The 26799-nt window shown below is 65.4% G+C and carries 24 protein-coding genes and 1 pseudogene; 9 read left to right on the forward strand and 16 right to left on the reverse strand.

Annotated elements, in window-relative coordinates:
* Both BZG35_RS03710 and BZG35_RS03715 read right to left on the reverse strand, forming a co-directional pair.
* Positions 1-936, reverse strand: a complete 936-nt coding sequence (locus tag BZG35_RS03710; protein WP_077354421.1) for a Gfo/Idh/MocA family protein — start codon at positions 934-936, stop codon at positions 1-3.
* A gap of 8 nt (positions 937-944) precedes the next feature.
* Positions 945-2105, reverse strand: a complete 1161-nt coding sequence (locus tag BZG35_RS03715; protein ID WP_077354422.1) for a DegT/DnrJ/EryC1/StrS aminotransferase family protein — start codon at positions 2103-2105, stop codon at positions 945-947.
* Positions 2106-2259: 154 nt separating this feature from the next.
* Between BZG35_RS03715 and BZG35_RS03720 the strand changes: the two genes are divergently transcribed.
* Positions 2260-2781, forward strand: coding sequence for an HAD-IIIA family hydrolase (locus tag BZG35_RS03720; protein ID WP_253189258.1), 522 nt, complete (start codon positions 2260-2262; stop codon positions 2779-2781).
* A gap of 64 nt (positions 2782-2845) precedes the next feature.
* A complete protein-coding gene (locus BZG35_RS03725; RefSeq protein WP_077354424.1) occupies positions 2846-3727 on the forward strand; it encodes an alpha/beta fold hydrolase in 882 nt (293 codons plus the stop codon).
* Here the strand turns inward: BZG35_RS03725 and BZG35_RS03730 are convergent.
* From BZG35_RS03730 to BZG35_RS03750, 5 genes are read right to left on the reverse strand one after another with little or no spacing between them, the layout of a single operon-like run.
* Positions 3724-3948 carry an alkylphosphonate utilization protein gene (locus tag BZG35_RS03730; protein ID WP_077354425.1) on the reverse strand — a complete coding sequence of 75 codons (225 nt, stop codon included), beginning with the start codon at positions 3946-3948 and terminating at the stop codon, positions 3724-3726. The genes BZG35_RS03725 and BZG35_RS03730 overlap by 4 nt on opposite strands.
* Positions 3949-3956: 8 nt before the next feature.
* Positions 3957-4667 carry a 1-acyl-sn-glycerol-3-phosphate acyltransferase gene (locus BZG35_RS03735; protein WP_077354426.1) on the reverse strand — a complete coding sequence of 237 codons (711 nt, stop codon included), beginning with the start codon at positions 4665-4667 and terminating at the stop codon, positions 3957-3959.
* The gene (locus BZG35_RS03740; RefSeq protein WP_077354427.1) at positions 4664-5296 is read right to left on the reverse strand and encodes a YdcF family protein; all 633 of its coding nucleotides are present in this window, start codon (positions 5294-5296) and stop codon (positions 4664-4666) included. The genes BZG35_RS03735 and BZG35_RS03740 overlap by 4 nt, the downstream gene beginning before the upstream one ends.
* Before the next feature lie 9 nt (positions 5297-5305).
* The gene (locus BZG35_RS03745) at positions 5306-6241 is read right to left on the reverse strand and encodes an ABC transporter permease (protein WP_150125921.1); all 936 of its coding nucleotides are present in this window, start codon (positions 6239-6241) and stop codon (positions 5306-5308) included.
* Positions 6238-6948 carry a cell division ATP-binding protein FtsE gene (locus tag BZG35_RS03750; protein ID WP_077354428.1) on the reverse strand — a complete coding sequence of 237 codons (711 nt, stop codon included), beginning with the start codon at positions 6946-6948 and terminating at the stop codon, positions 6238-6240. Before BZG35_RS03750 ends, BZG35_RS03745 begins: the two co-directional genes overlap by 4 nt.
* 122 nt (positions 6949-7070) lie before the next feature.
* Here BZG35_RS03750 and BZG35_RS03755 point away from each other — a divergent pair, with 122 nt between their 5' ends.
* Positions 7071-7988, forward strand: a complete 918-nt coding sequence (locus BZG35_RS03755) for an MJ0042-type zinc finger domain-containing protein (RefSeq protein WP_077354429.1) — start codon at positions 7071-7073, stop codon at positions 7986-7988.
* Positions 7981-8511: a phosphoribosyltransferase gene (locus BZG35_RS03760; protein WP_077354430.1), complete on the forward strand. Its 531-nt coding sequence runs from the start codon at positions 7981-7983 to the stop codon at positions 8509-8511. The genes BZG35_RS03755 and BZG35_RS03760 overlap by 8 nt, the downstream gene beginning before the upstream one ends.
* A gap of 178 nt (positions 8512-8689) precedes the next feature.
* On the opposite strand, the gene BZG35_RS18100 is transcribed toward BZG35_RS03760, so the two are convergent.
* From BZG35_RS18100 to BZG35_RS03770, 3 genes and pseudogenes are all read right to left on the reverse strand, one after another.
* The gene (locus BZG35_RS18100) at positions 8690-9073 is read right to left on the reverse strand and encodes an endonuclease domain-containing protein (RefSeq protein WP_253189327.1); all 384 of its coding nucleotides are present in this window, start codon (positions 9071-9073) and stop codon (positions 8690-8692) included.
* Positions 9053-10921: pseudogene (recQ, locus tag BZG35_RS03765) on the reverse strand (DNA helicase RecQ); the annotation flags it as partial. The gene BZG35_RS18100 and the pseudogene recQ, both read right to left, overlap by 21 nt.
* 44 nt (positions 10922-10965) lie before the next feature.
* Entirely contained in the window at positions 10966-13251 is a 2286-nt protein-coding gene (locus tag BZG35_RS03770; protein WP_253189259.1) for a S8 family peptidase, read from the reverse strand.
* 225 nt (positions 13252-13476) lie between these two features.
* Here BZG35_RS03770 and BZG35_RS03775 point away from each other — a divergent pair, with 225 nt between their 5' ends.
* Positions 13477-14625 (forward strand): polysaccharide biosynthesis/export family protein, encoded by a 1149-nt coding sequence (locus tag BZG35_RS03775; RefSeq protein WP_077354432.1) that lies wholly within the window; start codon positions 13477-13479, stop codon positions 14623-14625.
* Positions 14626-14633: 8 nt separating this feature from the next.
* Entirely contained in the window at positions 14634-15218 is a 585-nt protein-coding gene (locus BZG35_RS03780; RefSeq protein ID WP_077354433.1) for a hypothetical protein, read from the forward strand.
* A gap of 28 nt (positions 15219-15246) precedes the next feature.
* Here the strand turns inward: BZG35_RS03780 and dapD are convergent, their stop codons facing one another.
* The 3 genes from dapD to argB are packed head-to-tail and all read right to left on the reverse strand — an operon-like array spanning position 15247 to position 17701.
* A complete protein-coding gene (gene dapD / locus BZG35_RS03785) occupies positions 15247-16104 on the reverse strand; it encodes a 2,3,4,5-tetrahydropyridine-2,6-dicarboxylate N-succinyltransferase (protein WP_077354434.1) in 858 nt (285 codons plus the stop codon).
* The gene (locus tag BZG35_RS03790) at positions 16101-16778 is read right to left on the reverse strand and encodes a pyrimidine 5'-nucleotidase (protein ID WP_077354435.1); all 678 of its coding nucleotides are present in this window, start codon (positions 16776-16778) and stop codon (positions 16101-16103) included. Before BZG35_RS03790 ends, dapD begins: the two co-directional genes overlap by 4 nt.
* Complete coding sequence (gene argB / locus BZG35_RS03795) at positions 16775-17701, reverse strand: acetylglutamate kinase (RefSeq protein ID WP_077354436.1); 927 nt, start codon at positions 17699-17701, stop codon at positions 16775-16777. Before argB ends, BZG35_RS03790 begins: the two co-directional genes overlap by 4 nt.
* Positions 17702-17807: 106 nt before the next feature.
* Here argB and BZG35_RS03800 point away from each other — a divergent pair, with 106 nt between their 5' ends.
* From BZG35_RS03800 to BZG35_RS03810, 3 genes are all read left to right on the forward strand, one after another.
* Positions 17808-20087, forward strand: a complete 2280-nt coding sequence (locus BZG35_RS03800) for an AGE family epimerase/isomerase (protein WP_253189260.1) — start codon at positions 17808-17810, stop codon at positions 20085-20087.
* Between the two features lie 178 nt (positions 20088-20265).
* Positions 20266-21219, forward strand: coding sequence for a sulfotransferase family 2 domain-containing protein (locus tag BZG35_RS03805; RefSeq protein WP_171981868.1), 954 nt, complete (start codon positions 20266-20268; stop codon positions 21217-21219).
* Between the two features lie 279 nt (positions 21220-21498).
* Positions 21499-22209, forward strand: a complete 711-nt coding sequence (locus tag BZG35_RS03810; RefSeq protein ID WP_077354439.1) for an FkbM family methyltransferase — start codon at positions 21499-21501, stop codon at positions 22207-22209.
* A 63-nt stretch (positions 22210-22272) separates the two neighbouring features.
* Here BZG35_RS03810 and BZG35_RS03815 read toward each other — a convergent pair whose 3' ends face one another.
* The 3 genes from BZG35_RS03815 to BZG35_RS03825 all read right to left on the reverse strand — a co-directional run bounded on the left by BZG35_RS03815 (position 22273) and on the right by BZG35_RS03825 (position 26776).
* On the reverse strand, positions 22273-22986 hold the full coding sequence (locus BZG35_RS03815) for a class I SAM-dependent methyltransferase (protein WP_077354440.1): 714 nt from the start codon (positions 22984-22986) through the stop codon (positions 22273-22275).
* 171 nt (positions 22987-23157) lie between these two features.
* Positions 23158-24207, reverse strand: a complete 1050-nt coding sequence (locus BZG35_RS03820; protein WP_077354441.1) for a phytanoyl-CoA dioxygenase family protein — start codon at positions 24205-24207, stop codon at positions 23158-23160.
* Positions 24208-24316: 109 nt separating this feature from the next.
* The gene (locus BZG35_RS03825; RefSeq protein ID WP_171981869.1) at positions 24317-26776 is read right to left on the reverse strand and encodes a glycosyltransferase; all 2460 of its coding nucleotides are present in this window, start codon (positions 26774-26776) and stop codon (positions 24317-24319) included.
* Positions 26777-26799 lie beyond the last annotated feature (23 nt).

The raw sequence follows: 26799 nt of genomic DNA on the forward strand, positions 1-26799 counted from the left end.
CTAGGCCTCGCCGAGACACCTGAGGGCGACCTCGAGGTTCCGCAGCCCGTCCTCGCCGGTGACGGCCGGGGCCTCGCCGGTGCGGATGGCGTGGGCGAAGCTTTCCAGCTCCTTCTTCAGCGGTTCGTTGGGCCAGGAGTTGACGGCGCGGGTCTGGTAGCTGCCGTCCGGCTGCTGGCCGAAATATTCGGTGACCTGGCGGGTGATCAGATCGGCGACGACGAACTTGCCCTGGGTGGCGACCTGCAGGGTGCGGACCTTGTAGGGGGTGACCCAGTTGGTCGTGATATGGGCGATCACCCCGTTGTCCATGCGGAACTGCAGCAGGGCCGTGTCCTCGCGCTCGGCGCGGGTCCGCGCCAGCTGGGGCTGGACCTCGGCGACTTCCGAGCCCGTCAGGTGACGGATGATGTCGATGTCGTGCACGGCCAGATCGATCACCACACCGACCTCGCCCATGCGCGGCGGGAAGGGACCCACGCGGGTGATCTGGATGGAGATGACCTGTTCGTCCGCGATGGCGCGCTTGACCGCCTCGACCGCCGGATTGAACCGCTCGACCTGGCCGACCATCAGCACCCGGTCGTTGGCCTTGGCCGCGTCGATCATGCGCCGGGCGTCGGCCACGGTCGCCGCGATCGGCTTCTCGACCAGGACGTGGACGCCCTTCTCAAGCAGGGCGACGGTCAGGTCCGCGTGGGTGCGGTTCGGCGTCGAGACCACGGCCGCGTCCAGCCCCGCATCGACGAAGGCCTGGGCCGTCGTCACCGCCGTGGCGTCATAGAGGCCAGCCACCCCCTCGGCCGTCAGCCCGTCCATGTCGAAGATGGTGGTCAGGGCGAAGTCGCGGATATCGGACAGGACGCGGGCGTGGTTGCGGCCCATGACACCGACGCCGGCGACGCCGACCTTCAGGGGAGCGGGATGGTTCGGCATGGTCGGTCCTAGGCCTTGTAGCTGGCGACGGCGGCGACGATCCGGTCCTGGGTCGCCTCGTCCAGATCGGCGTGCATGGGCAGGCTGATGACGACCTCCTTCTTGGCCTCCGTTACCGGCAGGCCCTGCGGTCCGCGGGGGTGGTGGTCATAGGCCGGCTGCAGGTGCAGGGGGATCGGATAGTAGACGGCCGAGGGCACGCCCTGGTCCTTCAGATGGGCCGCCAGACCGCCGCGGTCCGGATGCTCGATCGTGTACTGGGCCCAGTTGGAGACGTTGCCGGTAGGCAGATGGGGCACGCTGGTGACGTGCGAGGCCAGCATCTCATTGTAGCGGGCGGCGATGCGCATGCGCCATTCGATCTCCTGGGGGAAGACGTTCAGCTTCTCGATCAGGACCGCCGCCTGGACCGTGTCCAGCCGCGAGTTCATGCCGACCCGCATGTTCAGATATTTGGGGTCGTGGTCGAAGCTGCGCCCGACCAGGTCCTTGGCCACCGCCTTGCCGTGCACGCGGTAGCTGTCGATCTCCTGGGCCAGGTCGTCGTCGTCGGTCAGCACCGCCCCGCCGTCGCCGTAGCAGCCCAGCGGCTTGGCCGGAAAGAAGCTGGTGGTGGTCACATCGGCCCATTTCAGCGGATGGTCGCCGTCGATGGTGCAGCCGAAGCCTTGCGCCGAGTCCGCGATCAGCTTCAGCCCGTGCCTGTCGCAGATCGCCTTGAGGGCCGGATAGTCGGCGGGCTGGCCGAACAGGTCCACGGCGATGACGACCCGGGGGCGAAGCCGGCCCTCGGCCAGCGTCGCTTCGATCGCCGCCTCCAGATGGGCCGGGTCCATGTTGTAGGTCCTGGGATCGATGTCGATGAAGACGGGCGTCGCGCCCAGCCACGGCACGACCTCGGCGGTGGCGCAGAAGGTGAAGCTGGGCACGAACACCGCGTCGCCGGGCCGGATGCCCCAGGCCATCAGGGGCAGGGCCAGGGCCTCGGTGCCGTTGGCGCAGCCCAGGGCGTGTTTCGCCTGACCGAAGGCGGCCAGGGCCGTCTCGAACGCGCGCACCGGCGGGCCCATGACATAGGCCCCGCTCTCGACGGCGGCCATCAGGGCGGCCTCGATCTTGCCGTCCAGACGGCGACGCTGGGCCTGCAGGTCGATGAAGGCGATGCTCATGAGACGGCCTCTCTCAGGACGGTCGGACCGTCGAAGGGGACCGTCCCTCTACCCCGGGTGCGGCGGGAACGCCAAACCGGACGGGTCACTTCGCGTTGCGTCGTGCAACGGGGCCTTCTATCCAATGCCTCGTCAGTCCCCGGAGCGCCTTGCCTTGACCGCCTTGCCGACCGCCGTTCCCGCCGTCTTCCTCGATCGCGACGGCGTCCTGATCGAGGACAGCGGTTATCCGCATCGCGAGGCCGATCTGGTGCTGCTTCCCGGGGCCACCGAGGCGGTGCGGCGGCTGAACAGCCTGGGCTATACGGCCGTGATCGTGACCAACCAGTCGGGCGTGGCGCGCGGGCTGTTCACCGAAGACCAGATGCATGCCTTCAACGCCCTGCTGGTGCGTCGCTTCGCCGCCAGGGGCGCGCGCATCGCCGCGGTCTATGCCTGCCCGTTCCACGACGAGGCCGAGGATCCGCGCTGGTTCCATCCCGACCATCCGGACCGCAAGCCCAATCCGGGCATGATCCTGCGCGCGATCGCCGAGCACCATATCGACCCCGCCCGGTCCTTCCTGATCGGCGACAAGGCCAGCGACCTGGAGGCGGCGAAACGGGCCGGGATGCCGGGCTTCCTGTTCGAGGGCGGCAATCTGGATCATTTCGTGCGCGAACTGCTCGGCGGCTGATCGCAAATCCGACCGCGATGAATTAACCTGCTCCGACGTCAGGCCGACGTTCGGAGGGATTGCCGTGGCCGAACCCCATCTGTTTTCGGAACGCCGCTGGACCGCCGCCGACGGGCTGACCCTGTTCGCACGGGACTATCCCGGCGCGGACGGGGCGGCGCGATTGCCGGTCATCGCCCTGCATGGGCTGACCCGCAACAGCGCCGATTTCGACACCCTCGCCCCCCTGATCGCCCGGGGCGGTCGCCGGGTGCTGGCCCTGGACGTGCGCGGGCGGGGCCGATCCGACCGCGCCGCCGATCCGATGACCTATCAGCCCCCGGTCTATGCCCGGGACGTGCTGGGCCTGATGGAGGTCGCCGGAATCGACCGGGCCGTCTTCCTGGGCACCTCGATGGGCGGCCTGATCACCATGGCGGTCGCGGCGATGAAGAGCCGGGTGGTCGCCGCCGCCATCCTGAACGACATCGGCCCCCAGGTGTCGCCGGAAGGCCTGGCCCGCATCGCCGCCTATTCCGGCCAGCCGGTGGAGACCCCGACCTGGGCCGCCGCCGCCGCCCATGTCCGGCGGATCAATGGCGTCGCCTTTCCCCACTATACGGACGCCGACTGGGACGCGTTCGCGCGCCGGACGTTCCGCGAGGGGGCGGAGGGGGCGCCGGTCCTGGACTACGATCCCGACATCGCCGTGCCGATCCGGGCGGCGGGCCCCAAGGCCCTGGTCCCCAATCTGTGGCCGCATTTCCGCAAGCTGGCGCGGCAGCGGCCGACCCTGCTGATCCGGGGCGCGACCTCCGACCTGCTGGGGGCGGACATCGCCGACCGGATGCGCAAGGCCGCGCCCGATATGCGCTATGCCGAGATCACCGGCGTCGGCCACGCCCCGATGCTGGATGAGGCCGAGGCCCGCGCGGCGATCTTCGAGTTCCTGCGGGACGTGCCCTAGGCTTTTCGAACGAACTCAGTGCGCAGGACCAGGCCGCGCACCTTGTCGACATTGGCCTCGATCTCGTCGGTGTCGTCGGTCAGGCGGATGCTCTTGACCAGAGTGCCGCGCTTCAGCGTCACGCCTCCGGAGCCCTTGACCTTCAGGTCCTTGATCAGGGTCACGCTGTCGCCGTCGGCCAGGATATTGCCGTTGGAGTCTTTGGTCGGTGCATCGGTCATGGTGAAGCTTAGCCGACCGGCAGCAGGGCCGTCGAGGCCGTCTCGATACGGCGTTCCAGCTCGGCCATGAAGTCCTGCCGTTTCAGGTTCGCCTCGATCGGCGGCAGGAACTCATAGACGATCGTGCCGGGATACCGACGGAGGCCGTGTGCCGGCCAGTGGGCCCCGGCATTGGTCGCGACCGGCGTGCACGGCAGCTCCAGGTCGCGGTACATGGCCATCACGCCGGGCTTGTAGTCGGGCACGGTGTTGATCGCCGCCCGCGTTCCCTCGGGGAAAATCCAGATCTGGCGGCCCTCGGCCGAGCGCGCCCGCGACTGTTTGACCATGTCGCGCAGGGCCGCGGAGCCGGCGGAGCGGTCCACCGAGATCATCTTCGTCTTCGAGGCGAACCAGCCGAAGAAGGGCACCCCCATCAGCTCCTTCTTGGTGATGATGCAGGGGTCCTCCAGCACCACGAACGGGACGATGGTGTCCAGCATCGCCTGATGCTTGCACGCCAGCAGGGCCCGGCCGCTCGGGCGATGCTCCAGGCCCCGGAACTCGACCTTGATGCCGGTGATCCAGCGCAGGCCGAACAGCACGCACCGGGCCCAGCTCCGGGCCACCCACAGGGCATGGCGATGGGGCAGCAGCAGCGCCGGCGACAGGACCACCGCGAACAGAACCAGCGACAGGTACAGCCAGGCGACGAAGACCAGGGAACGCAGGGTGATCAAGACGCGGGTGCCTCTTCGGGGCTGGGGGCGGGGACCGTTTCATCCTCGCCGATCACGCGGCGCAGGGTCTCGCGTCCCAGGACGGCGAGATATTTCATGTATTCCAGCGTCATGCGCCGCGCGGTGACGGCCGCCCGCCACCAGCGCGAATTGTCCAGCGACGGGGTCGAAACGGCGTAGGGCGTCAGCGTCAGGTCGGGGGCCGCGCCGCGGATCTCCAGCAGGGACCGGGGCATGTGGTAGTCCGAGGTCACCACGATCAGGGACGTATAGTTCTTCGACGCGGCCCAGGCGGCGATTTCCTGGGCGTTGCCGCCGGTATCCTCGGCCTCGAAGCCGAGATCGACGCAGCAGTTGAACAGGCGGCTGGAGCCGGGCGTCAGGGCGTTCAGCTCCTGGCGCCGCACCTCGCGGTTGACGCCGGAGATCAGGACCCGCTCCCCCTTGTCCTGTTCCAGCAGGCGGACGGCGGCATTGATCCGCTCGGTGGACGGCCCGGTCAGGGCGACGATGCCGTCGGCCTGGGCGGGTTCTACCGCGGGCGTCAGGTTGCGAACCCGGTCGGCGAAGGCGAACAGCCCCACCAGCCAGATCAGGCCGACGATCCCCACGAGAGTCAGAAACTTCATCCCCTATCCCTAATCAGGCCGCGCCCGCCCGCCAAGGGTCGCGGCCGCCGAGAGCCGGGCCGCGACAAGCGCCACCGTAGCGGCAATCAGGGGGCAGGCCGAGAGCAGGGCCAGGTCGCTCCAGGCCAGGGGCAGGGCCGGGGTCAGGCCCCCGTCTCCGCCCAGGGCCCGCAACCCGCCGACCAGGACGATGGCGACTCCCGCGCCGATCGCGCCGGCCACCCCCGCCAGAACGGCGAACCGGCGCTGGAACAGCCAGGCGATGCTGGCGTCGGTCGCGCCGGACAGGCTCAGGGTCTCGATCACGCCACGCCGCGCCTCCAGGCCCGCGCGGGTGGCATAGACGATCGCCGCTCCCGCCGCGAAGGCCGTGGCCAGGAAGGCGGCCAGGGCCAGCAGGGACAGGACGCCGGCGGATTGCTCGACCTCGCCGCGCCACAGGCTATGGTCGTCGACCGTGGCGTCGATGCCGGCCTCGGCCAAGGCCCGGCTCAGACTCAGCGCGCCGGCCGGGGCAGTCGGCTCCAGCCGGACGGTCACCAGGAAGGGGATCGGCAGGTCGGCCAGCACCGCCTCGCCCATCCAGGGGCGCAGCAGGGCCTCCGCGGTGTCGCGATCCATGGCCTCGGCCTCCGCGACGCCGTCGACCCCGGCCAGGGTCTCGGCCGCCCGGGCCGCCGCGGCCGGGCCGGTCTCGCCGACGCGCGGCCGCACCTGCACCGTCGCCTCGCCGCGCAGCGCCCGCGCCCAGCCCTGCGAGGCCCGGTCCGCCGCCAGGGTCCCCACGGCGGCCAGACAGGCGAGAAAGCACAGCACCGCGATCAGCGCCGCCAGCCATCGCTCGCCCGCCGGGTCGCGGGGCAGCAGGCCCTGCTCGGGCCGCAGGGGCCTGGACCGGATTCGGCCCGCGGGGCCCGGGCCGAACAGGGTGGACCAGCGGATCACGCCGTCACCGCCGAGACGCGCCCGTCGGCCAGCCGCAGCAGCCGCGCGCCGGAGGCCCGGGCCAGGGCCTCGTCATGACTGGCGATCAGGATGGTGGTGCCCATTCGGTTCATGGCCTGGAACAGTTTCAGCAGCCGCTCGGCCATGGCGGCGTCGACGCTGCCGGTCGGCTCGTCGGCCAGCAGCAGTTCCGGTCCCGCCATGACGGCGCGGGCGATCGCCAGCCTCTGCTTCTCGCCCCCCGACAGGGCGGTGGTCCGCCCCTCGGCCTGGTCGGACAGCCCGACCCAGCTCAGCATCTCGGCCACGTCCCCGGCGTAGTCCGCTGGTTTCCGACCGCGCAGGCGCAGGGGCAGGGCGACGTTGTCGAAGACGCTGAGGTGATCCAGCAGGCGGAAGTCCTGAAACACCACCCCCATGCGTCGGCGATAGGCGGGCCGGTCGTGGCGGGGGACCTGGCCCACGTCGTCGCCGAACAGGGCCAGAGCGCCGGAAGACGGCGTCTCGGCCAGGGTCAGCAGCTTCAACAGCGAAGACTTGCCGGACCCGGAGGCCCCGGTAAGGAAGTGGAAAGAGCCGCGGGGCAAAATGAGGTTAATGTCCCGAAGCACGTCGGGCCGTCCGGCGTAGCCGAAGCTGACCGCCGAGAGGCGGACGGTCTCGGGTGAAGGCGCGGAAGCGGCGGCGCGACGGGGCGAAAGAGGCATCGATTGTTTTTCGCCAAGACTATCAGGGTCGGTGCCGGTGGGTCCGGGCCGAATTGTTCAGTGAATGGAGCGCGTCGCGCTTCGAGGAGGGGGCTGTGCCAACAGCCTCATAAGGCACGGCCATGATACTGACCTGCCCGTCCTGTGCCACCAGCTATTTCACGCCCGACGGAGCGATCCCCCCCGCCGGTCGCAAGGTCCGCTGTCAGTCCTGCGCCCATGTCTGGCTGGCCACGGCGGAAGAGCCGCTGGAACTGACTGCCGCCACCGCGCCGGGCCTCGCCGCGGCCGAGGGAAGGGCGTTCGACGATGCGCCGCCGGTCGCCGCCGAAACCCCGGCGCCCGAGCTTCCCAAGGCCTTTCGCGCGCGCGCCGAGCAGCAGCGCCGTCTGCGCCGGGCGGCGACGCACGGCGTGGTCTGGGCGGGACTGGCCAGTGTCTTCGTCGGCCTGATCGCGGCGGGCTGGCTATTCCGGGTCGATGTGGTCCAGATGTACCCACGCGCCGCCGCCGCCTATGCGATGGTCGGCGCCCCGGTCAACGCCGTAGGGCTGGAGTTCGAGGCCGTGACCGCCAAGGCCCTGCCGGACCGCCCGGATACGGTGGTGGTATCCGGGGCCCTTCGCAACGTCCGCGACCGCGAGATCGTGGCCCCGGCCGTCCGCGTCGCCCTGCTGGACGACCACGGCGCGGAGATCGGCCATGCGATCATTGCGCTGGACGCGGCTCCCGTTCTGCCCGGCGGAGTCCAGGGCTTCGCCGCCCTGATCCGGGATCCGGGCGCCCACGGCGTGGATGTCGGGGTGGCCTTCGCCGGCCCCGGCGCCACGCCGGCGCCCGTTGAAGCGGCCCATCCGGCGAAGACGGCGGCCCATGCTCGGCCCCTGCCGACGCCCGACGACCACGGCCTGCGCCCGGCGATCCTGGAGACGGCGCCCGCCGCCCATGCCCAGCCGGTGGACGCCGTGTCGGTCGAGGCTCCGCAGCATGAGGCCGTGGACAGCCATGGGAAAGAGGCGGTATCCGCCTCGCATGGCTGACCTCCCCCAGACGCCCACCGTCCTCCTGTCCGAGACCGAGATCGCGCGCGTCGTCGCCGATCTGGCTGCCCGCATTGCGCCCGTCATCGATGATGAGACGGTCGCGGCGGTGCTGCTGACCGGCGGGCTGTGGTTCGCCGCCGACCTGACGCGGGCCCTGTCGCGAGTCGGCCGGAACGTCCGCTTCGACGCCCTGTGGCTGGCGTCCTACGGCGACGACAAGGCCAGCCGCGGCCGGATCGACGTCTATGCGCCCTTCCAGCGCTCGCTACAGGGCCGCAAGGTTCTGATCCTGGATGACGTGTTCGACACCGGCCTGTCGCTGGCCGAGGCGGGCCGCATCGCGCGGGACGCCGGGGCGTCCGAGGTCCTGACCTGCGTCTTCGCCCGCAAGCCCTGGCCCGAACCCCGCACCGAACCCGACTTCGTCGGCTGGGAGGCCCCGGGCCGGTTCCTGGTCGGCTATGGGCTGGATCACGCGGGCACGCTGCGCGGCCTCCCCGACATCTGCGCCCTGGATTAGAATAGCCCTTCCCCCATTCTTCATGGGGGAAAGCCGTCCGTCGTCGAGCGGAGCGAGACCAGGACGGATGGGGGAACTTGATCTTCCTTTCGCCAAGCCAAGCAAGACTTCCCCCATCGGTCCTGGATCGCTGCGCGATCGACGGACCGCTTTCCCCCGCGAAGGGCGGGGGAAGGGCTTATCGGCCGCTTTCGGCGATGCGGGCGATTTCCCCCAAGGCCGCGCCGATGTCGTCGAGCACCAGCCTGGCGGGCAGTCGAAGGGTCTGGATCCCTCGATCCAGTAGCCAAGCGTCGCGTCTTTTGTCCTGCTCGGCACGATCCCTATGCATGTCGCCATCAATTTCGACCGCAAGTTTTATCTCGGGACAGTAGAAGTCGAGCACGTAGGGTTCGATCGGGTGCTGGCGACGGAACTTCAACCCGCTCAACTGGCGTCCGTTCAGCTTGGCCCACAACAGCCGTTCGGGAAGACTCGCATCGGCTCGAAGCTCGCGGGCCCGGTCGATGATCGTGGCGGGTCGCTCTTCATCCTCAGACCCCTGTTGAAGCACCTCAAGCACCCCCGCCCCATAGCGATCGATCTTGGTCTGGCCGACGCCGGAGATCGCGGCCAACGCATCGAGCGAGCCCGGCTCGCGCTGCGCGATCTCCAGCAGGGTCCTGTCCTGGAAGATCACATAGGGCGGCACATGCTGTTCGGCCGCGCGGTCGCGGCGCCAGGCGCGCAGGGCCTCGAACCGGGTCCGGATGTCGCCGTCCAGCGCCTCCACCGCCGCGTTGCGGTCATTGAGCGTGCGGTTGCGCGGATTGCCCGAGCGGCTTGAGGCGTCGAAGCCCGGCGGCGTGCGACGGACCTCGATGGCGCGTTCGCCCTTGTAGACGGCGCGGACGGCCTCGGCCTCGCCCAGGCCGACCAGGGGCTTGCCGTCGTTCGGGTCCTCCAGCAGCAGGCCCTCGAACAGCAGGTGGTCGACGATGTCGCGCCAGCCCGACGGGGTGATGTCCTTGCCGATGCCCCAGGTCGACAGGGCGACCTCCCACGGCTGGACGTCCTTGGTCTTGCCCAGCAGGTGGTCGACGATCCGTCCCCGCCCGAACCGGCCGCCCAGCCGCTGCACCGCCGCCAGGGCCTTCTGGGCCGGGACGGTCGCGTCATAGAGGGCCGGCGGATCGGCGCAGACGTCGCAGACGCCGCAGACATCCGCGCCGGTCTCGCCGAAATAGCGCCGCACGGCCTGGGGCCGGCAGGTCGCCCCGTCCAGCATGGCGAACAGCTGGCGCGCCTTGCGGGTCTGGACCTGTTTGACCGCCTCGGCCATCGGCCGTCCCTCGAGCCGGCGCAGGGTCCAGGCGATGTCGGAGGGACCGTACAGGGTGATGCCGTCGGCCGGCTCGCCGTCGCGCCCGGCCCGGCCGATCTCCTGCCAATAGGCTTCCAGGCTGCCCGGCGGGTCGGCGTGGATGACGAAGCGGACGTCGGCCTTGTCCACCCCCATGCCGAAGGCGATGGTCGCCACCATCACCGCCCCCTCTTCGGCCAGGAACCGCGCCAGCCGGCGGTCGCGTTCCGGGCCCGCCATGCCGGCGTGATAGGCGATGGCATTGGTCCCGGCCGAGGTCAGGGCGTCGGCGACGCGCTCGCAGCCGTCGCGGCTGCCGCAGTAGACGACCCCGGACTGACCCTTGCGCGCCCGCACCAGTTCAATGACCAGGGCGTCCGTCTTGGCGCGCGAGGCGCTTTCCTTGCGGATCGCCGACAGCTGCAGGTTCGGCCGGGCGAAGCTGTCGACGAAGACGCTGGCCTGCTCCAGGTGCAGCGAGGCCAGGATGTCGTCGCGGGTCCGGGCGTCGGCCGTGGCGGTCACGGCGATGCGCGGCACGCCGGGGAAGAATTCCGACAGCCGGCCCAGGGTCCGGTAGTCGGGGCGGAAGTCGTGGCCCCACTGGCTGACGCAGTGGGCCTCGTCGATGGCGATCAGCGACAGGGGCAGGTCGCGCAGCCGGTCCAGCAGGGCCCCGCTGGCCAGGCCCTCGGGTGAGACATACAGCAGGTCCAGCTCGCCCGACTTGGCCGCGCGCAGCACGGCCGAGCGCTCGTCCAGCGACAGGCCGGAATCCAGCCGCGCCGCGGCCACGCCCTGCTGTTTCAGGGCCTCGACCTGGTCGGTCATCAGGGCGATCAGGGGCGACACCACCAGGCCCAGGCCGGGGCGCAGGATGGCGGGGATCTGGTAGCAGACGCTCTTGCCGCCGCCGGTCGGCAGCACGGCCAGGACGTCGCGCCCGGCCATGATCTCGGTCACGACCCCGGCCTGCAGACCCCGGAAATCGGTATGGCCCCAGACTCGCTCCAGCGTCTGCCGCGCGGCATCGAGCCCGGGCGGGGAAAGGGGTGAGTCGGCCAGCATCGGCGGTTTGTGCCCCATCCGTTCCGGGGTGTCATCCGCCGAAACTAGAAGGCGCGCCGCCAGCTCCCGACAAGGGCATAACCCAGCGGCGCACCCCGGCGGTGCTGCTCCTGGGTGATGGCCAGGGCCTCGACCGAAAGCGCCGACCCGTCGGGCAGGCCGTACAGGCTGCGCAGCGCGTAGTTGATCTCGCGGCCGCTCGGGGCGGCGGAGAAGCGGCGGACCGAGAAGGTGATCGGATCGAAATAGGCCAGGGGCACGTCGGCCAGTTCGGCGGCGAAGGTGCCGCGCTCGATCCGGATCGGTTGGGACACCTCCCAGGTCAGGGCCAGACAACCCGGTAGCCAGCCGGGGCAGCCGGTGCGCAGGGCCGCGCGCCAGGTGGAGCTGACGGCCGCTTCTTCCAGCGACAGGAGCCGTCCGTTCAGCGCCGTCCGGCCCAGGCCGAACTCCCCCGACAGGGACGCGCCATGCCACAGCGGGAGCACGCCCCCCAGCGCCCCGAAGGTGGTCCGCGACGGCAGGGCCAGGTCGGACCCCGACGGCAGATAGGCGCCCAGCGGGCCCAACCGTTCCTCGAGGTCACCCAGGCTGACGGTCAGAGACCCGCCTGGTCCCTGCCAGGCCAGCGCCACCCGACTGTAGGTGGAGGCGTCCTGCTCGACCGGACGCAGCAGGGCGGCGCGATCACCGCCGCCGGTCTCGGCCGTGAGGGTGAACGTCCCCAGGTCGACCGCGCCCCGCACGGCACGGTCGGCGTGGGCCAGGGCCGTGAAGGCGTCGCCGGATCCGGTCCGGAACGGCGATCGGACACCCCCCTGGCCCTGCCAGGCGGAGAAGCCGTAACGTCCGGCGGCGACGGACAGGCTCGCCTCGCGCGGCGCCTCGGCCCCCAGCCAGGGCGCGTTGAAGGGGGTCGCGCGGTCCAGCACCGGTTCCGGCTCGGCGGACTGGGCGGACGTGGTCAGGGACAGGGTGGCGCCGGACGGAGTCGCGATCTCGACCGCCGCGCTCTGCATTGTGACCGGCACGCCGGGCTGGCGGCTGATCCGGGGGGCGGACGGATAGGCGCTGCCCAGATCGGTCCGGAACAGCCGGTCGTAGGCGTCGTAGCTGATGGTCGCCAGTCCGCCCTGGCCGCTCAGGGCATCCCCGAAGGCCCCGCCGAGGAAGGCTCCGGGCTGGGCGCTGACCTGCACCGGCGATCCGGTCGCCGTCGGCGAACGGGTGGCTCCCACCGGCGCGAAGGCCCGCGCCAGGTCCAGCAGCCCCTGACCATAGACCGTATCCACGCCGGGATCGCCGGCGTCGCGCGCGGTGGTCAGCAGCAGGCTGACGGCCTGGCGTCCCGTCAGATTGGGGAAGGCTTCCAGCAGGAGCGCCAGGGCCCCGGCCACCGCCGGCGACGAGAAGGAGGTGCCGCTGCCGAGCAAACAGGACGTGCCGTCGCACTGGCTGATGATGTCGACGCCGGGGGCGCTGAGAAAGCTGGCGGCGGAACTGCCCGCCCGGTTCGAGAAATCGGCGATCTGGTCCGTCCGGCCATGGGCCCCCACCACGATGATGGCCCCGGCGAAGCGGGGATCGCTGGCATAGCGACCGGGAAACTCCGGGTCGGCTCCGGCCTCATTGCCGGACGAGATGGCGAAGACGACGCCCGCGCTGATGGCGCGCTGCAGGGCGGCCTCGAACGTCCCGCCCAGTCGCTTTTCGCCGCCGAGCGACAGGTTGATGATCCGCGCGCCATTGGCGACCGCATAGTCGATGCTACGGGCCAGATCGCTGCTGGCGAAACAGACGGTATCGGTCGGGTCGTTGCAGTCGCTGATATCCGACCGCACGGACAGGATCGTCGCGTTGTAGGCCACGCCGACCGTCCCGAAGCCATTGAAGCCCGCCGCCGTCACCCCCGCCACAAAGGTACCGTGATCGTTCTCGCCCCGGGGCAGGTTGCGACCGGTGATGATGTCGGTCGACAGGGGCGAGACCCGTCCGACCAGATCGGCCTGGTCCGGCTGGACCCCGCTGTCGATCACGCCGACCGTGATGCCCGTGCCGGTGGCTCCGCGGTTCCAGGCCGTCGTCGCCCGCAGGTTCGCGACGCCGTAGTTGCGCAGGTACTCGCTGGAGTTCGAGGACGGGACCGGCGGCGGCGGCGGTGGAGGAGGCGGAGGAGGCGGAGGGGGAGGCGGCGGTGTCGTCGAAGGCAGGGGCGTCGGCGCGCCCATGCCGCCGCCACCGCCGCCCCCACCGCATGCGGCCAGAGGCAGGGCCACGAGGGCCAGCGCGCTCAACGAAACCCAGCGGCCGCGGCCTGTCAGACGACCCATCTCTTCCCCCTCATGCCGAACGGCCCGGCGACCCTAACCCCTCCGCCCCGCAAACTTCATTAAGCGCACCCGGCTGGCCAGCGAGCGCTGCGGCCAAGCTGATCACGCTTTCGAGAGGGCTGTCGTCGCGCGGCGACCCGCATGCCGGCGCGCGTCCTCAGACGGCCTCTAGCCCAGCCGAACAAAGGCCGGTAAGCACGACCCACCTTTCGTGAGTGCGGTCCTATGAAACGATCCCTGCTGGCTCTGCTGGTCCTTACCGCTCTTGGCGGCTGTTCGACGGTCCCGCGTGACGGACCCTCGGGACGCGCCATCGAGCGTGGGGCCGAAGCCGGTCCCGCCGGGCCGTCCTATGCCATCGTCGAGCTGGACTATGCGGCGGCCGAGCGGGTCAAGGCCGCTGCGGCTCCCTATGGCGGGTCGTTGGCCGGTGCCGCGAGCACGGCCCCGCTCGATCTCATCGGTGAAGGCGATCAACTGGTCGTGTCGATCTTCGAGCCGAGCGGGGCGCTGTTTGGCGGCGGGGGAGGGAGCACCGCAGTGCGTTCAGGCAACCAGGCCCTGCCCGCCGTGACCGTCGACCGTTCTGGGGCGGTGACGATCCCCTACGCGGGGGCCGTGCGGGTCGCCGGTCTGACGCCGACGCAGGCCGGCGCGGCCATTCGGCGGGCTCTGGTGGGCAAGGTCGGTAATCCGCAAGTCAGCGTCGCGTTGGCGGACAATCGGTCTAGCGCGGTGACGGTGCTCGGCGAGGTTCGTCAACCCGGTCGCGCGCCGCTGTCCGTCAATGCCAACACCGTGTTGGACGTTATCGCTGCCGCCGGCGGATCGGAGCGTCCGGCACAGGATGTTCGCGTCGATGTCCGGCGCGGCACCCAGACGTTCTCGGCCCCGTTGACAGCGGTGAACACCGACTTCGCTGAAAACGTGCGGCTTCAAGCCGGTGATCTGGTGAGCCTCACCTATGTGCCGCGGCGCTACAGCACCTTCGGCGCACTGGGGGCGATCACCCTGGTTGATATGCCCGCGGGTGACACGACCCTGGCGGCCGCGCTGAGCCGTGTGGGGGGTCTTAACGACGGTGCCGCCAATGCCCGGTCGGTCATGGTCTTTCGCTTCGAGCGACCCGAAGTGGCGCAAGCCCTGGGCGTCACTCAGCCGGCCACGGTCCGTGGGGTGCCCGTGATCTATCGCCTCAACCTGGAGGAGGGCGAGGGTCTGTTCACCGCCGGAAGCTTCGTGATCCAGCCCGAAGACATCATCTACGCGCCGCGCGCCCTGTCGGCAGAAATCAGCAAGTTCTTCGGCTTGATCCAGCAGGTGACCCGCGTTGTGTACGACCTGTCGGTGACGAGCACGCTGAACACCAACTAGGTGACAGCATGTTGCGTGACCTGCTGCGCAACTTTCGTCGTTCTGGTCACCCGAGTGATGCCAGCGCGCTGGCCGCCGATGACGTCTGGGCTTCGGTTGGCCAGGCGCCCCGCCCCGGCTCCGAAGTCCTGGCGCGGATCGAGCGGGCTGCGCTCGAGGTGTATGCCGCGCACGGTCTGCCGACGCGCCCGGGGCATTATCGCTGGAACCCACGGACCCGGACGTGGACGTTTCTGGGCGAGCACCTGACCCCCGAGGCCCGTTGGGAGATGCTGCTGGAGCGCCCCGCTGAGGCTGGATGGCGCTATGGGACCCTGTCGGATCTCGGGCGGACCGGTGACGTGGACGTGGTCGCCGCTGCGGCCGTGCTCGACAACTGCACGCGGCTTCGGACGCGGCCCCCCACCCGCGAGGGGGCCGGGCCGTGGGAGGAAATGGAACTCGCGATTCAGCTCGGGGCGCAGTGGCAGGCGCTTGAAAGTCGCCGCCTGAAGATCAGCGAACCCCGGCTGCGCCTCACCGCCCCCGACGCGGCGCTGAGAGCCGACGGAACGCCGAAACCCTCCCGCCGGAAGCCCGCCAGGAAGCCCTAGCCGACCCGATACGCGCGCCGGGTGTGGCTCAGTCCCGCAGCAGCTCGTTCACCGCGGTCTTGGCCCGCGTCTGGGCGTCGACCCGCTTGACGATGACGGCGCAGTACAGCGACGGCCCGCCGTTGGGGTCGGGCAGGGTGCCCGGCACGACGACCGAATAGGCCGGTACCTCGCCGCGCAGGATCTCGCCGGTCGCCCGGTCGACGATCCGGGTGGTGGCCGACAGATAGACCCCCATCGACAGCACCGCGCCCTCGCGCACGATCACGCCCTCCACGACTTCGGACCGGGCCCCGATGAAACAGCCGTCCTCGATGATGGTCGGATTGGCCTGCAACGGCTCCAGCACGCCGCCGATGCCGACCCCGCCCGACAGGTGCACGTTCCGGCCGATCTGGGCGCAGGACCCGACCGTGGCCCAGCCGTCGACCATCGACCCCTCGCCGACATAGGCCCCGATGTTCACGAAACTGGGCATCAGCACGACGTTGCGGCCGATGAAGGCCCCCTTGCGCACGATCGATCCCGGAACGGCGCGGAAGCCCGCCGCCTTGAAGTCGCTGCCGGTCCAGTCGCCGAACTTGTTGGGCACCTTGTCGTACCAGGGGCCGACGCCGGGCGCCGGCGAGGACAGGCCGCGGTCGCCCGCGCGCATGATCTCGTTGTCGTTCAGCCGGAAGGACAGCAGCACCGCCTTCTTCAGCCACTGGTGCGTCGTCCACACGCCGGCGTCGTCGCGCGAGGCGACGCGGGCCTGGCCCGAGTCCAGCAGGCCGATGGCGGTCTCGACGGCGCGGCGCGTCTCGCCGTGGGTGTTGGGCGACAGATCGGCGCGCGCCTCCCAGGCGGACTCGATCACGGCTTCCAGAGCGGCCAAATCGGTCATGCGGCATCCTTCAGGGACAGGGGAACGAGAAAGTCGAGCAGATCGGGAGACTGGGCGTCGATCCAGTCGCCGAGGTCGTGGCCGTGTCCGTCGCCGATCAGCACGGTGGCCATGCCCAGCGCCTTGGCCGGTGCCAGATTGCGGGGGGTGTCCTCGAAGAAGACCGCGCGGTGCGGATCCACCCCGAACCGCTCGAGGAAGCGGCGATAGGTGGCGGGGGCGGGCTTGGGCGTCAGGTCCATGTCCTCGATGGCGAAGACCCCGTCGAACCGGTCGGTGATGCCGATCCGGTCCAGCACCCGGGCGGCGTGACAACGTGCCCCGTTGGTCAGCACGTATTTCCGGCCGGGCAGGCCGTCCAGCACCGCATCCAGTCTGGGGTTGGGCTCCAAGGTGTCCAGCGGCACGTCGTGGACCTCGCGCAGGAACCGCTCCGGGTCGATCGCATAGTTGGCCATCAGCCCGGCCAGGGTGGTGCCATGCTCCGTCAGGAACTGTTTCTGCAGCACCCGGGCCTCGTCGGCGGGCAGGCCGACGGCATCGACCATGAAGGCGTTGATCCGCCCCTGGACCAGGTTCATCACCCCCTGCTCGCGCGGATACAGGGTGTCGTCCAGGTCGAAGACCCAGGCCTCGACGTGGCTCAGGTCCGGACGGGCGGAGAGGCGGCTCACGCCTGCACCAGGGTGCCTGCCCCGTATTCGGTGAACAACTCGACCAGCATGGCGTGGGGGCGGCGGCCGTCCAGGATGACCACGGCCTCCACCCCGGCGCGGACGGCGGCCATGGCGGTTTCCAGCTTGGGGATCATGCCGCCCGAGGCGGTGCCGTCGTCGATCAGCCCCTGCGCCTCCGCCACCGTCATCTGGCGAATGATGTCGCCGTTCTTGTCCAGCACGCCCTTGACGTCGGTCAGCAGCAGCATGCGCTTGGCGTCCAGCGACGCCGCGATGGCCCCGGCCACGGTGTCGGCGTTGACGTTGTAGGTCTGGCCGTCGTCGGCGACCCCGATCGGGGCGATCACCGGCACCCAGTCGTCGGTCTCCGAGGCGATCAGCCCGGCGATCAGTTTCGGATCGACCTTGGTCGGTTCGCCCACGAAGCCCAGGTCGACCTCGTGCTCGATCAGGCTGTCGGGATCGCGTTTGGTGCGCGTGGTCTTCTCGACCGTCAGCAGGCCGGCGTCCTTGCCGGACAGGCCGATGCCGCGCACGTCGGCCTCCTTGCCCGCAACGGAGATCCAGTGGGCGATCTCCTTGTTGACCGCGCCCGACAGAACCATCTCGGCCACCGCCATGGTGTCGCGATCGGTCACCCTCAGGCCATCGACGAAGTTCGACTTGACCCCGGCCTTGTCCAGCATGGCGCTGATCTGCGGCCCGCCGCCGTGCACCACGACCGGGTTGACCCCCATCAGCTTCAGCAGCACCACGTCGGCGGCGAACTGCTTGGCCACCGCGGTCTCGCCCATGGCGTGGCCGCCGTATTTGATGACCACGGTCTCGCGATCATAGATCTGGATATAGGGCAGGGCCTCGGCCAGCGTTTTCGCCGTGGCCCAGCCCCGCTCCTCGGATTGGCGTTCGGATTCGTCCATGGGGCGGGCTGATAGCGGGGGTGAGGGGTGGTGTCACTGTGAAACCCCAAATGTGAACTGGCGCCGATGATCGAGAAATCCGGTACGCGCCCTCGGTGAGGCAGCCTTGAATCTCGTCAAGTTGGGTGTTTCGAGCACTTTGAATCAATACGATCGTGGGTTAGGCAACATCATGAAACTTTACCCGGTGATCATGTGCGGCGGGTCTGGCTCCCGGCTTTGGCCAGCGTCGCGACCTTCGCGCCCAAAGCAGTTTATTCCTTTGGCGGGAAATCGATCGTTGTTTCAGGAAACGGTCCTTCGGGTTGCCGAGTTGGCTAAAACCGGGGGTCGGTTGATCGTGGTCGCGGGCGTCGGCCACAGACCTTGGATCATCGAACAGCTAGAGGAAATCGGCGTGGAAGCGCATGTTCTTCTAGAGCCCGAAGCTCGGGATTCTGCCGCGGCGATGGCGGCGGCGGCGGCCTGGACTGAGCGCGAGGACGCCGACGGTGTGATTGCCTTCGTTGCATCCGACCATCATATTCCTGACTATGTCGCCTTTCAGGAAGCCGTGCGCACGGCGGCAATTAGCGCTTCCGAGGGCCGCATCGTGACGCTTGGTGTCAAGCCTACTGAAGCGTCGTCGGCTTACGGTTACATCAAGCCATCAGGCAAAGGTCTTTCTGATGTTGATCGGTTCATCGAAAAGCCCGATTCCGCGATGGCAGCAGAGTATATTGGGGCCGGATATCTGTGGAATAGCGGCAATTTCGTGGTTTCAGCCAAAACTCTGCTGTCGGAGTTGAAGGCCTATGCCCCCGCAGTTGAGGCTGCGGCTCGAGCAGCTCTACCGACCGGAAGCAACGCGTTTGTAGAGGTGTTGACCCAGGCGTTTTTAGCCGCACCCAAGATATCGATCGACTACGGATTGATGGAGAAAACGCGCTTAGCTTCGGTGCTCGAGGTCCATTTCGGTTGGTCAGATCTGGGGGCCTGGGACGCTATTGCGGCGAGCGGGGAGGGCGATACGGGGTTGCACATCTTTGAGGACGCAGAGGGGTGCCTGGCTCGGTCGTCAAACGGAATCATGATCGCCGCGCTGGGTGTGAGAAACATCGCGATCGTTGCGGAAAGCGACGCGGTTCTCGTCTGCGACCTGTCACGCGCTCAAGACGTCAAGCGGATCGTCGAGCGGTTGAAGCTAGCTTCTCCTCAGCATCTAGACTTCGCCAGCCCAGATCCGCAGACTCTTCAGGCCAGTGGGCAGAGGCTTGCCGACTGGCTCCGTACGCGCGCTCTTCCGACCTGGGCTACGCTCGGCCAAAATTCCAACGGCGCGTTCGCTGAGATGATAGGGCTGGATGGCCGCAAGCTGAGCACTGCGCGCCGAGCACGGGTCCAGGCCCGCCAGGTTTATGTCTTCGCCCAGGCAGGCCTGCTTGAGTGGTCTGGACCGTGGCGTCGCTGCGTCGATGACGGAGTGGACCGGTTGATCTCCGATTACCTTCGTGACGACGGATTGTGTCGTACGTTGTTGAGTGCCGACGGAACTCCATTGGACGAAACAGCGATGGTCTATGACCAGGCCTTTGTCATGTTGGCATTCGCATTAGCCAAAAGCGCTAGATGTTCAGATGCCAGTCTGGAGATCCGAGCGCGGCGGATCCGCGAGGCCTTGCGTGCTCGATCACTGCCGAATGGTGCCCTCGTTGAGGGCGGCGACGAGCCATATCAATCCAACTGCCACATGCACCTGCTTGAATCCTGCTTGGCCTGGGAGGAGTTAGGCGGCGACGTCGGCTGGACGGAGCTAGCCGATCAGATCGTGGGTTTGGCGCGATCAACTTTCATCGATCGGCGGGGCGGATTTCTACGGGAGTTCTTCGATGCCGATTGGCAGCCCGCTGCGGGCGAGGCTGGCCGCTTGGTGGAGCCTGGGCATCAGTTCGAATGGGCGTGGCTCTTTGCGCGCTACGGTCGTGCGCGCGGCGATCACGCTGCCGTCGATGTCGCCCGCAAACTCTTTGGCCACGGCTTGAGCGGCGTCAGCGAATTCTTGGGGACTGCCGTTGACGCCATGAATGACGACGGTTCGATCCGTAGTCGACGGGCTCGATTATGGCCGCAGACAGAATGGTTGAAGGCCGCTTTGATCCTCAGCGAGTTAAGCCACGATGGAGAACGTCAAGCTTATCTCGACAGCGCTCTCGACGCGCAAGGCGCACTATGGCTCTATCTCACCGACGGCGGTCTCTGGCGCGATAAACGATTGCCGGATCGCACTTTCATTGACGAGCCTGCTCCCGCAAGCTCATTTTATCACATCATGGCGGCGTTTCGGCAGATGGCCGATACGGGGGTATCGAATGAGGTGGACCTTCTGACGTCACTAGATCTCAAATAAGTGACATATGTCGTGAGGTTCGTTTGAGCTCTTAACGAGGAGATTTGCGATATCTTCGGACGACGTCTTCCCCAAGTAGTTGATGGTGATATCTCCGCGCCCAACTTTGAGAAAGCGTCGGAACATTCGCGGGGCATTGATCGGAGAATTTCCGATAAGAAAGTTTGGAGGAAGCCAAGTGTCGCAAGCGAAGCCAAAGGCAGTGATTTCTGTCGAGGCGCAACTCCACTCAATGGCAACCCAGGCCGGCTACGATCCTCATTTCACAGTGGCTCGCCTTGCATACGGGACCTTTGTTTCTCGTCGGCATCGCTACATGTATGTCGAGACGCCGAAGGCTGCCTGCAGTGCGTGGAAAAAGCTCGTAGCAACCGTTGAAGCCACGCCCTTGGATCTGAGCGCACCACCGTATCAGCGTGAAAGCAGGGTCGGGATGCTGATTCATGAACGGCGCCGTATTGCGATCCCTTCATTGCTGGATGTCAGACCTAAGGAGCGCGGCGCCATTTTGACGGCGGGCTCGGAATGGTTGGTCTTCGGTATTTGCCGCAATCCCTTCAGTCGGCTTGTGTCTGTCTTCGAAAACAAAGTCCGCAGTAGGGAGCCTGGATACGCCAACGCGCATGCAGAATTCGGATCGAAGATGGCAGACGCAGATCCTCAAAGTGCTTTTTCAGCCTACATTCATCAAGTGGTACGAGAAGAAGCTACCAGGATGAACGATGCTCACCTTCAGTTGCAAGACACGCTGCTGATGCCGCGATTGATACCCTACACCGGTATTTTCAAGACTGAGGATATGAGTTCAGCCTTAGCAATCTTTACGAATCAACTGAGATTAAAGGGTTATAAAAAAGGTATCGAGCTGGAACGTCACAATGAAAGTCCTCCCGTGTCATGGAGAAACTACTATGACGAAAAATCGGCGAACGTCGTGGCTGATGTATACAGAAAAGACTTTGACGTATTCGGGTATGATGCAGAGGACTGGCAGGGCGGCGTAAAGCCACTTCCAGCATCCCCGGACGAGATCTTCTGGCGGCGTTCTACGGCTGAGCGCAATGAAATGATAGAATACCTATATGACGCCCTGGACCAGGCAGGCGTAAAAAAACGCAACGACCAAGCCTAGAAAATTTTGGAGTGTCGTCTTCGATTGGAAGTGCTTGTATTGTCAATCCGTTCGAGCCCGTGAGTGAATACGCCTGAGGCGATGCCCGCGAGCTAGCTGGTGTCTCGAGCGACGGGGCCGAACAGCCCGGCCGCGCAACTTTAGCCATATGCCCTCCCGCAGACCCCGGAGGCAGTTCAAACCGCCAAAGCGGGCGTTGCTCGTTGTAGTGTCTACGACAAGCCGTCTAAAACGAAGCTGCCCGCTAATGCTGGGCAATGTACGCTGTCAGGATCTACGATGTCACACACCGAACGTTCGACACCTCAGGGCCGGGGACCCCTTAAGCACCAGGCCTTGGACCTGCTTGTTGCGCGAGGCGTTGAGATTGCTACGATTCTGGATGTCGGAGTTGAACGCGGAACGCCAGAACTAATACATGCCTTTCCGTCGCTCCTGCACGTGCTGTTCGAGCCGGTTGCCGAGTTCGTGCCTTTTATTGAAGCCGCCTACGCGAACGTAGATCATCGGCTTGTACGGATGGCGGTGTCGGATCGGACGGGCGAAGGGACCCTGCAGATTGAGTCGATCATGGGGGGCGAAGTTACGCACAGTGCGCTGGTGGCCATTGGCACGGAAGGCGAGGCTCAGCGGTCCATTCCGATTACGACATTGGATGACGCGGTCGCCGCGATGGGGCTACAAACCCCCTTCCTCCTAAAGATCGATATCGACGGACAGGAGCTTCGCGCTCTAGCAGGTGCCTCGAACGTGCTTCTCAACTGTGCTGTCGTCATAGTCGAAGTGCCGGTCTACGAGTTCTCGCAAAGACTTCGGGTTCTAGAAGCGGCCGGCTTTCGACTCTATGACATCGTCGAGCCTTGCTACTATGATGGATCCTTGTGGCAGGCCGACGCGATTTTCATTCGAAACGAGATCCACGCGCAGCACTTTTCCGACCTCCGCAACAAAGGATTTGAGGTCGAGAAATATCAAATGTTTAAAGGATGATGTCTGGAGAGCCTTCGAATTCCGGCACCTATCTTGCTGATGGTGACCTCTGAGGCCGTAATCTTAGGCCGGCTTTCTCATCGAAACGATGGATTGCCAAAAGGCGGCGTGATGGCTCACATCCGACCCGCTGGTGAACTGCGGACCCTCGAACCCTATCACTTCGGCCCAAGATGAAATCCAGCTCCGCGGTAGGAACGTGTCGAGATGGTCGAGCTGATCACCGGATGCCATGGCCTTCGAACGGACAATGAACAGATTCCTGTGCTCTGCATCTTCATATTCAAGAAACGAAAACACGGTTTTGCCCCCAGGCCGTAGGGCCCTGTAGGTATCCGACAGGTACGCAAAGCATTCCTCCGGCAGGAGGTGGGTGAACACTGACCAGTGGAAGACAATATCCAAAGACGCGTCAGGCGCAGCGATAGTGAGGCCGTGATGGATGATAGCCTTAAAACCTGGACACTTCTTTTGAACGTGCAGGACCAGGTCATCGACTATGTCGGCTCCCGTATACTGCCCCCTCCAGCCGCTGCGCTGTAGAGCCTGAGCAGTCCGGCCTGAACCGCAACCAAGATCATAGAGGTCCATCCCATCAATCAAACCGTGATGACGGAGCACTTCTACGTGGCCATCCCCTTGTATCGCGAACAACTCCATATTCGTGGAGCCGATGCTTTGAGCCAATGCAAGATCGCGATTTTTCGGATGTTCAGACAGCTTATTTGCCACGAGTCGTTTGTACGATTCGAGCGAATGTTTGGCGATTCCATGCATAGGGCGACAATGGCCTTGGGTTGGTCAGGCGGCAAGTCAAACTTGTACACCTGACTGAATCATATGGTTGAGAAAGTCAGGGCCGCGGCCCGGCGCTTCGTTAACCCAGCAATGCAGCCAGGGGGCGGACGCGTCGTTTAGCACGCACCGTTTAAGCCCGCCGCTTACCGATCAAGTCTCCTCGACTGGGCGGAGCAATCGACCTTCGGCGCGCCCATGCTTCAACCAGTGCTCGAGGGGATCCTCGCCAACCGCCGCCACATCCGGATTGGCTCGCAAGTAAGCCGAGCCATCGAACCCGCCCGCTTTCACTCGAAGCGGATTGGTCACATCGATGAAATCTTCCGGCACCTTCTGGCCGATGTAAAAGTTATCCGACTCTTTTCCGGTTATAATGTTGAACGGCCGGCGAAAGTCTATAACGCCTGCAGGAACATCAGAATTCATGGGGGTGTAGTAGGCGCAGTCGTCAAAGTAGTAGTGCGTGACCTGAGACCATCTTGTCTTATCGCGATTAGTCTGGACGTCGCCACCGTGCAGGAGATTGGCCGACCAGATGAGAGCTTGCCCCTTTTTTATCGCCAGGCGAGTGGGCTCTATACCGCTAGCCTCTACCAAGCGCTCCCACATGTATTCATAAACAGTTTGGCTTGTATGGTAGCGATCACTGTGCCGATGCCCGATGTGTTCATTGGTATAGATAGGCCATTTGTGTGAGCCGGGGTAGTAGATCAAAGGTCCCTGGTCGAGTTCGACGTCTTCGAGCGGTATCCATACGCCACACATAAAACGCTCTGGCATCGATGAAAAATGCACCGAATCCGTATGGTAGTGCTGCTGTGTTCCCACAGGGAAGTTCAAGGTTTGAAAAGGCCATGCTTGCCGCCCATAAAGCTGCGTCAGCATTTGCAGGATCGTCTCGTTGACAGCAAGCCGCCGCACGTCGGCGTCGAACTTCCAAGCGTCCTGAATGCGAAGGCCTTCCCCCCGCTCTCGCCAAGCGGCCCAGTCGTATCGACCGGTGAGACTCCTCTTGATTCTGTCAGCGATCGCGTCGATCTCGCCATCCGGAAAATCAATGATCGCGAAGCCTTTCTCGTTCAGCTGAACCGCATAGTCGTAGACTACGGGGTCGGTTGTTTCTGGATCAAAAAAATCCTTGAAAAACGGCGACTCGGTATTGGGTACGCCGGGAAGCGGGTTCTTGCGGTTGGGAATCATGCTCAGTCGCAGTCCAATGCCAAAATCATTGAGGTGCAGGCGTTTAGGCCTGCGTCGTATCATGAGATGCGGACGGTGTCCTCCGCTTCATAGCCGTTTTTTTGGTGCGTTAGCTCAGCACGGTAGGTCTGGGCGCGTGTCGCGGCGTCACAGGCGAACGACGTCGTTCCGATCTCGGGAACCATACCCGAGCCGGAAAACGCGCATCTCGTAATGTGCCGGGGCGGTGCGCCGTAACCTGCGATAGTTGCGGGTTGTATGCCGGGTCACCTGCCGCCAAGAAAGAGCGCCACCTTGAAACAAAGAGCGCTGTATCGCGGGGATGGTCGAGCTCTCCTGACCTCGCGCGGGTTGCTGATTCGTGATGATAAAGGACCGTACGGCCATCGTTTAAGATCCGATAGCCGGACTCCCGCACGCGAAGGCACAGATCCGTGTCGTTGAAGCCGATCGCCAGTTCCTCATCGAAACCCTGCACTGCACGAAACACTTCGCAGCGCATTATCATGCAAGCTGCCGTGACGGCTGAGTATTCTCGAGTTGACGCAAGGCTGTGGTCGCGGCCAGGCCGTCGATTACCGTCAAAATCTTCGAGCTGCTCATATCTATGAGCGTGATCCGCCGCGCCAGAAAGTCCAACAACAACTCCGGAGTGCTGAATACGGCGATCGGCGTAGATCAGGTTGGCGCCCACGATTCCGATTTCTTCTCTTGCTGCCAGGCTAGCGATCCGACCAAGCCAGCCGGGTTCTATCGCTTCAATGTCGTTGTTCATGAATAATACAAAATCATGATCTCTCCCAAAACGTTCGAATGCGACGTTATTCATTCGGGCGAAGTTGAAGGCTCCAGAATAGGGCATTATCTCCACCCTGCCTTTGATGCTGTCCAAATAGGTTGTGGTGTCGGTCTCATCGGACTGGTGATCGATGACGACGATATCTATTCTCAGGTCGCCGCAGGTGCGCCAGACTGAATCAAGGCACGTTCTCAATAGATCGGCCCGATTTCTAGTCGGAACGATTATGAGGATCGAGCCTGCGGGCCGGGGATAGGTGACCATGAAGCCGTGCTCCTGATCGTTTACGCCAACGCTGCCGGTTGAGCGCGACCGCCGAAGGTGACCGGCAATGGCCCGCACCATCGCGGGCCGGTCACCTTCAGGAATCGAAATCGGAGAAGCCCTGCAGAGGACGGCAGGTATGTGCCCTACGGCCTTCGTTTCCTCTACGGCCCGCAAAGTTAGATCAAACAGTAGAATGGATTCGATAGGTTCAACAAGCGAAGATAATAGGTATTTTAGTAGGCTGGCTTCAAAACATACTAGGTCGAGAAAATACGGATAAGAGTGAAGGTAGTCTAGGCTAAAGGATGGACGTAAACTGAAGTGCGATACACTATCAAAAGCTGATTCCATGACGGCGGTATCGGCATAAGAAATCTGGCAGGTGTCTGTTGTAACATCAAGTAGTCGGTAAACTGTTTCTGGTTCAAGCCTAATAGGCCGATCTATCAGCACTATCGCGTCGCCCACGGCCTGGCTCGCCGCGATCGCTAATCTAGATATCGCTGTTTCTGCATCCGGGACGACCACGCGGCGCACGCGTGAATCGTTTCCAGCCGCGTCTTCCAGAACGCCCACCAGATCTGTGGGAGTCCCGCTATCGCTGATCCAGATGGCCTCCCAGCGATTGCACCACTGGCTACGGAGGTCTTTAAGCAGGCCTAACAAAGCGGGTGTATTCTGCCTATCAAGGGTCAGGATAAATGTAAGTGACCGGTCGCCGACCTCGCGCGCACAGCCAGCGCGAAGAATATCGATAACGTCATCTGTAAGGTCGTCATTGCGCGTCCGCCAAGTCTCGATCGCGGAGACATGATTCACCGTCAACGATGCCGGAGAGAGCGGTACTTTCCCACGCTTGGTTCGCGCTCTGATAACGTCTCCAAAACTGACCCTGTCATCGATATCGACCATAAAGCCGCTGGGTTGGCGCTCCGGTCCCCCCGTAACGTCGTGTGCGCGGTGGATATTCGCGCGAACTGTCGCCAGGAGCTCATCGCCGCGGAAAATTTCGACATCAACGGGATCATCCGGGAAATCCAGGTCGACCGCCCAGCCGGTTAGAAGGCCGTTTGTGAACCCATCAATGATACCGCCGCGGCCAGGTGAGTTGGACGATGACAGGATCTCCGATTCTGCTGCGACATTTCCATCGAGTGAATAACTTGCCCGATAGCACGACATCGCAGACTGGAAATCGCCGCGAGATTTGGCCAGGTGGCCCCTATGCAACCAAAGGTCCGAGTCGTCGGCGTTAATTGCCGCCGCGCTCCGATAAGCTTTGTCGGCCTCTTCCCAACAGGACTGCTCGCGATAGGCGTGGCCAGCCTGCACCCATATAGCGAAATCGTTGGGGTATCGAGCGAGATGGTGCCCATATGCTAGGCTTGCTGCCTGCCAATCTTGACGATCTCGCGCCTGGTCGCCCAGTTGTCTGTTGTCGATGCCTCTCGGGCGAACGATCATGAAGCGTTTGGCGCGCCGGAGGATTGAGGCAATCTTCATATTTGGTCGTCTCGTCATCCTGA

Origin of the sequence: Brevundimonas sp. LM2 (assembly GCF_002002865.1) — a bacterium.
Classification (GTDB): Bacteria; Pseudomonadota; Alphaproteobacteria; order Caulobacterales; family Caulobacteraceae; genus Brevundimonas.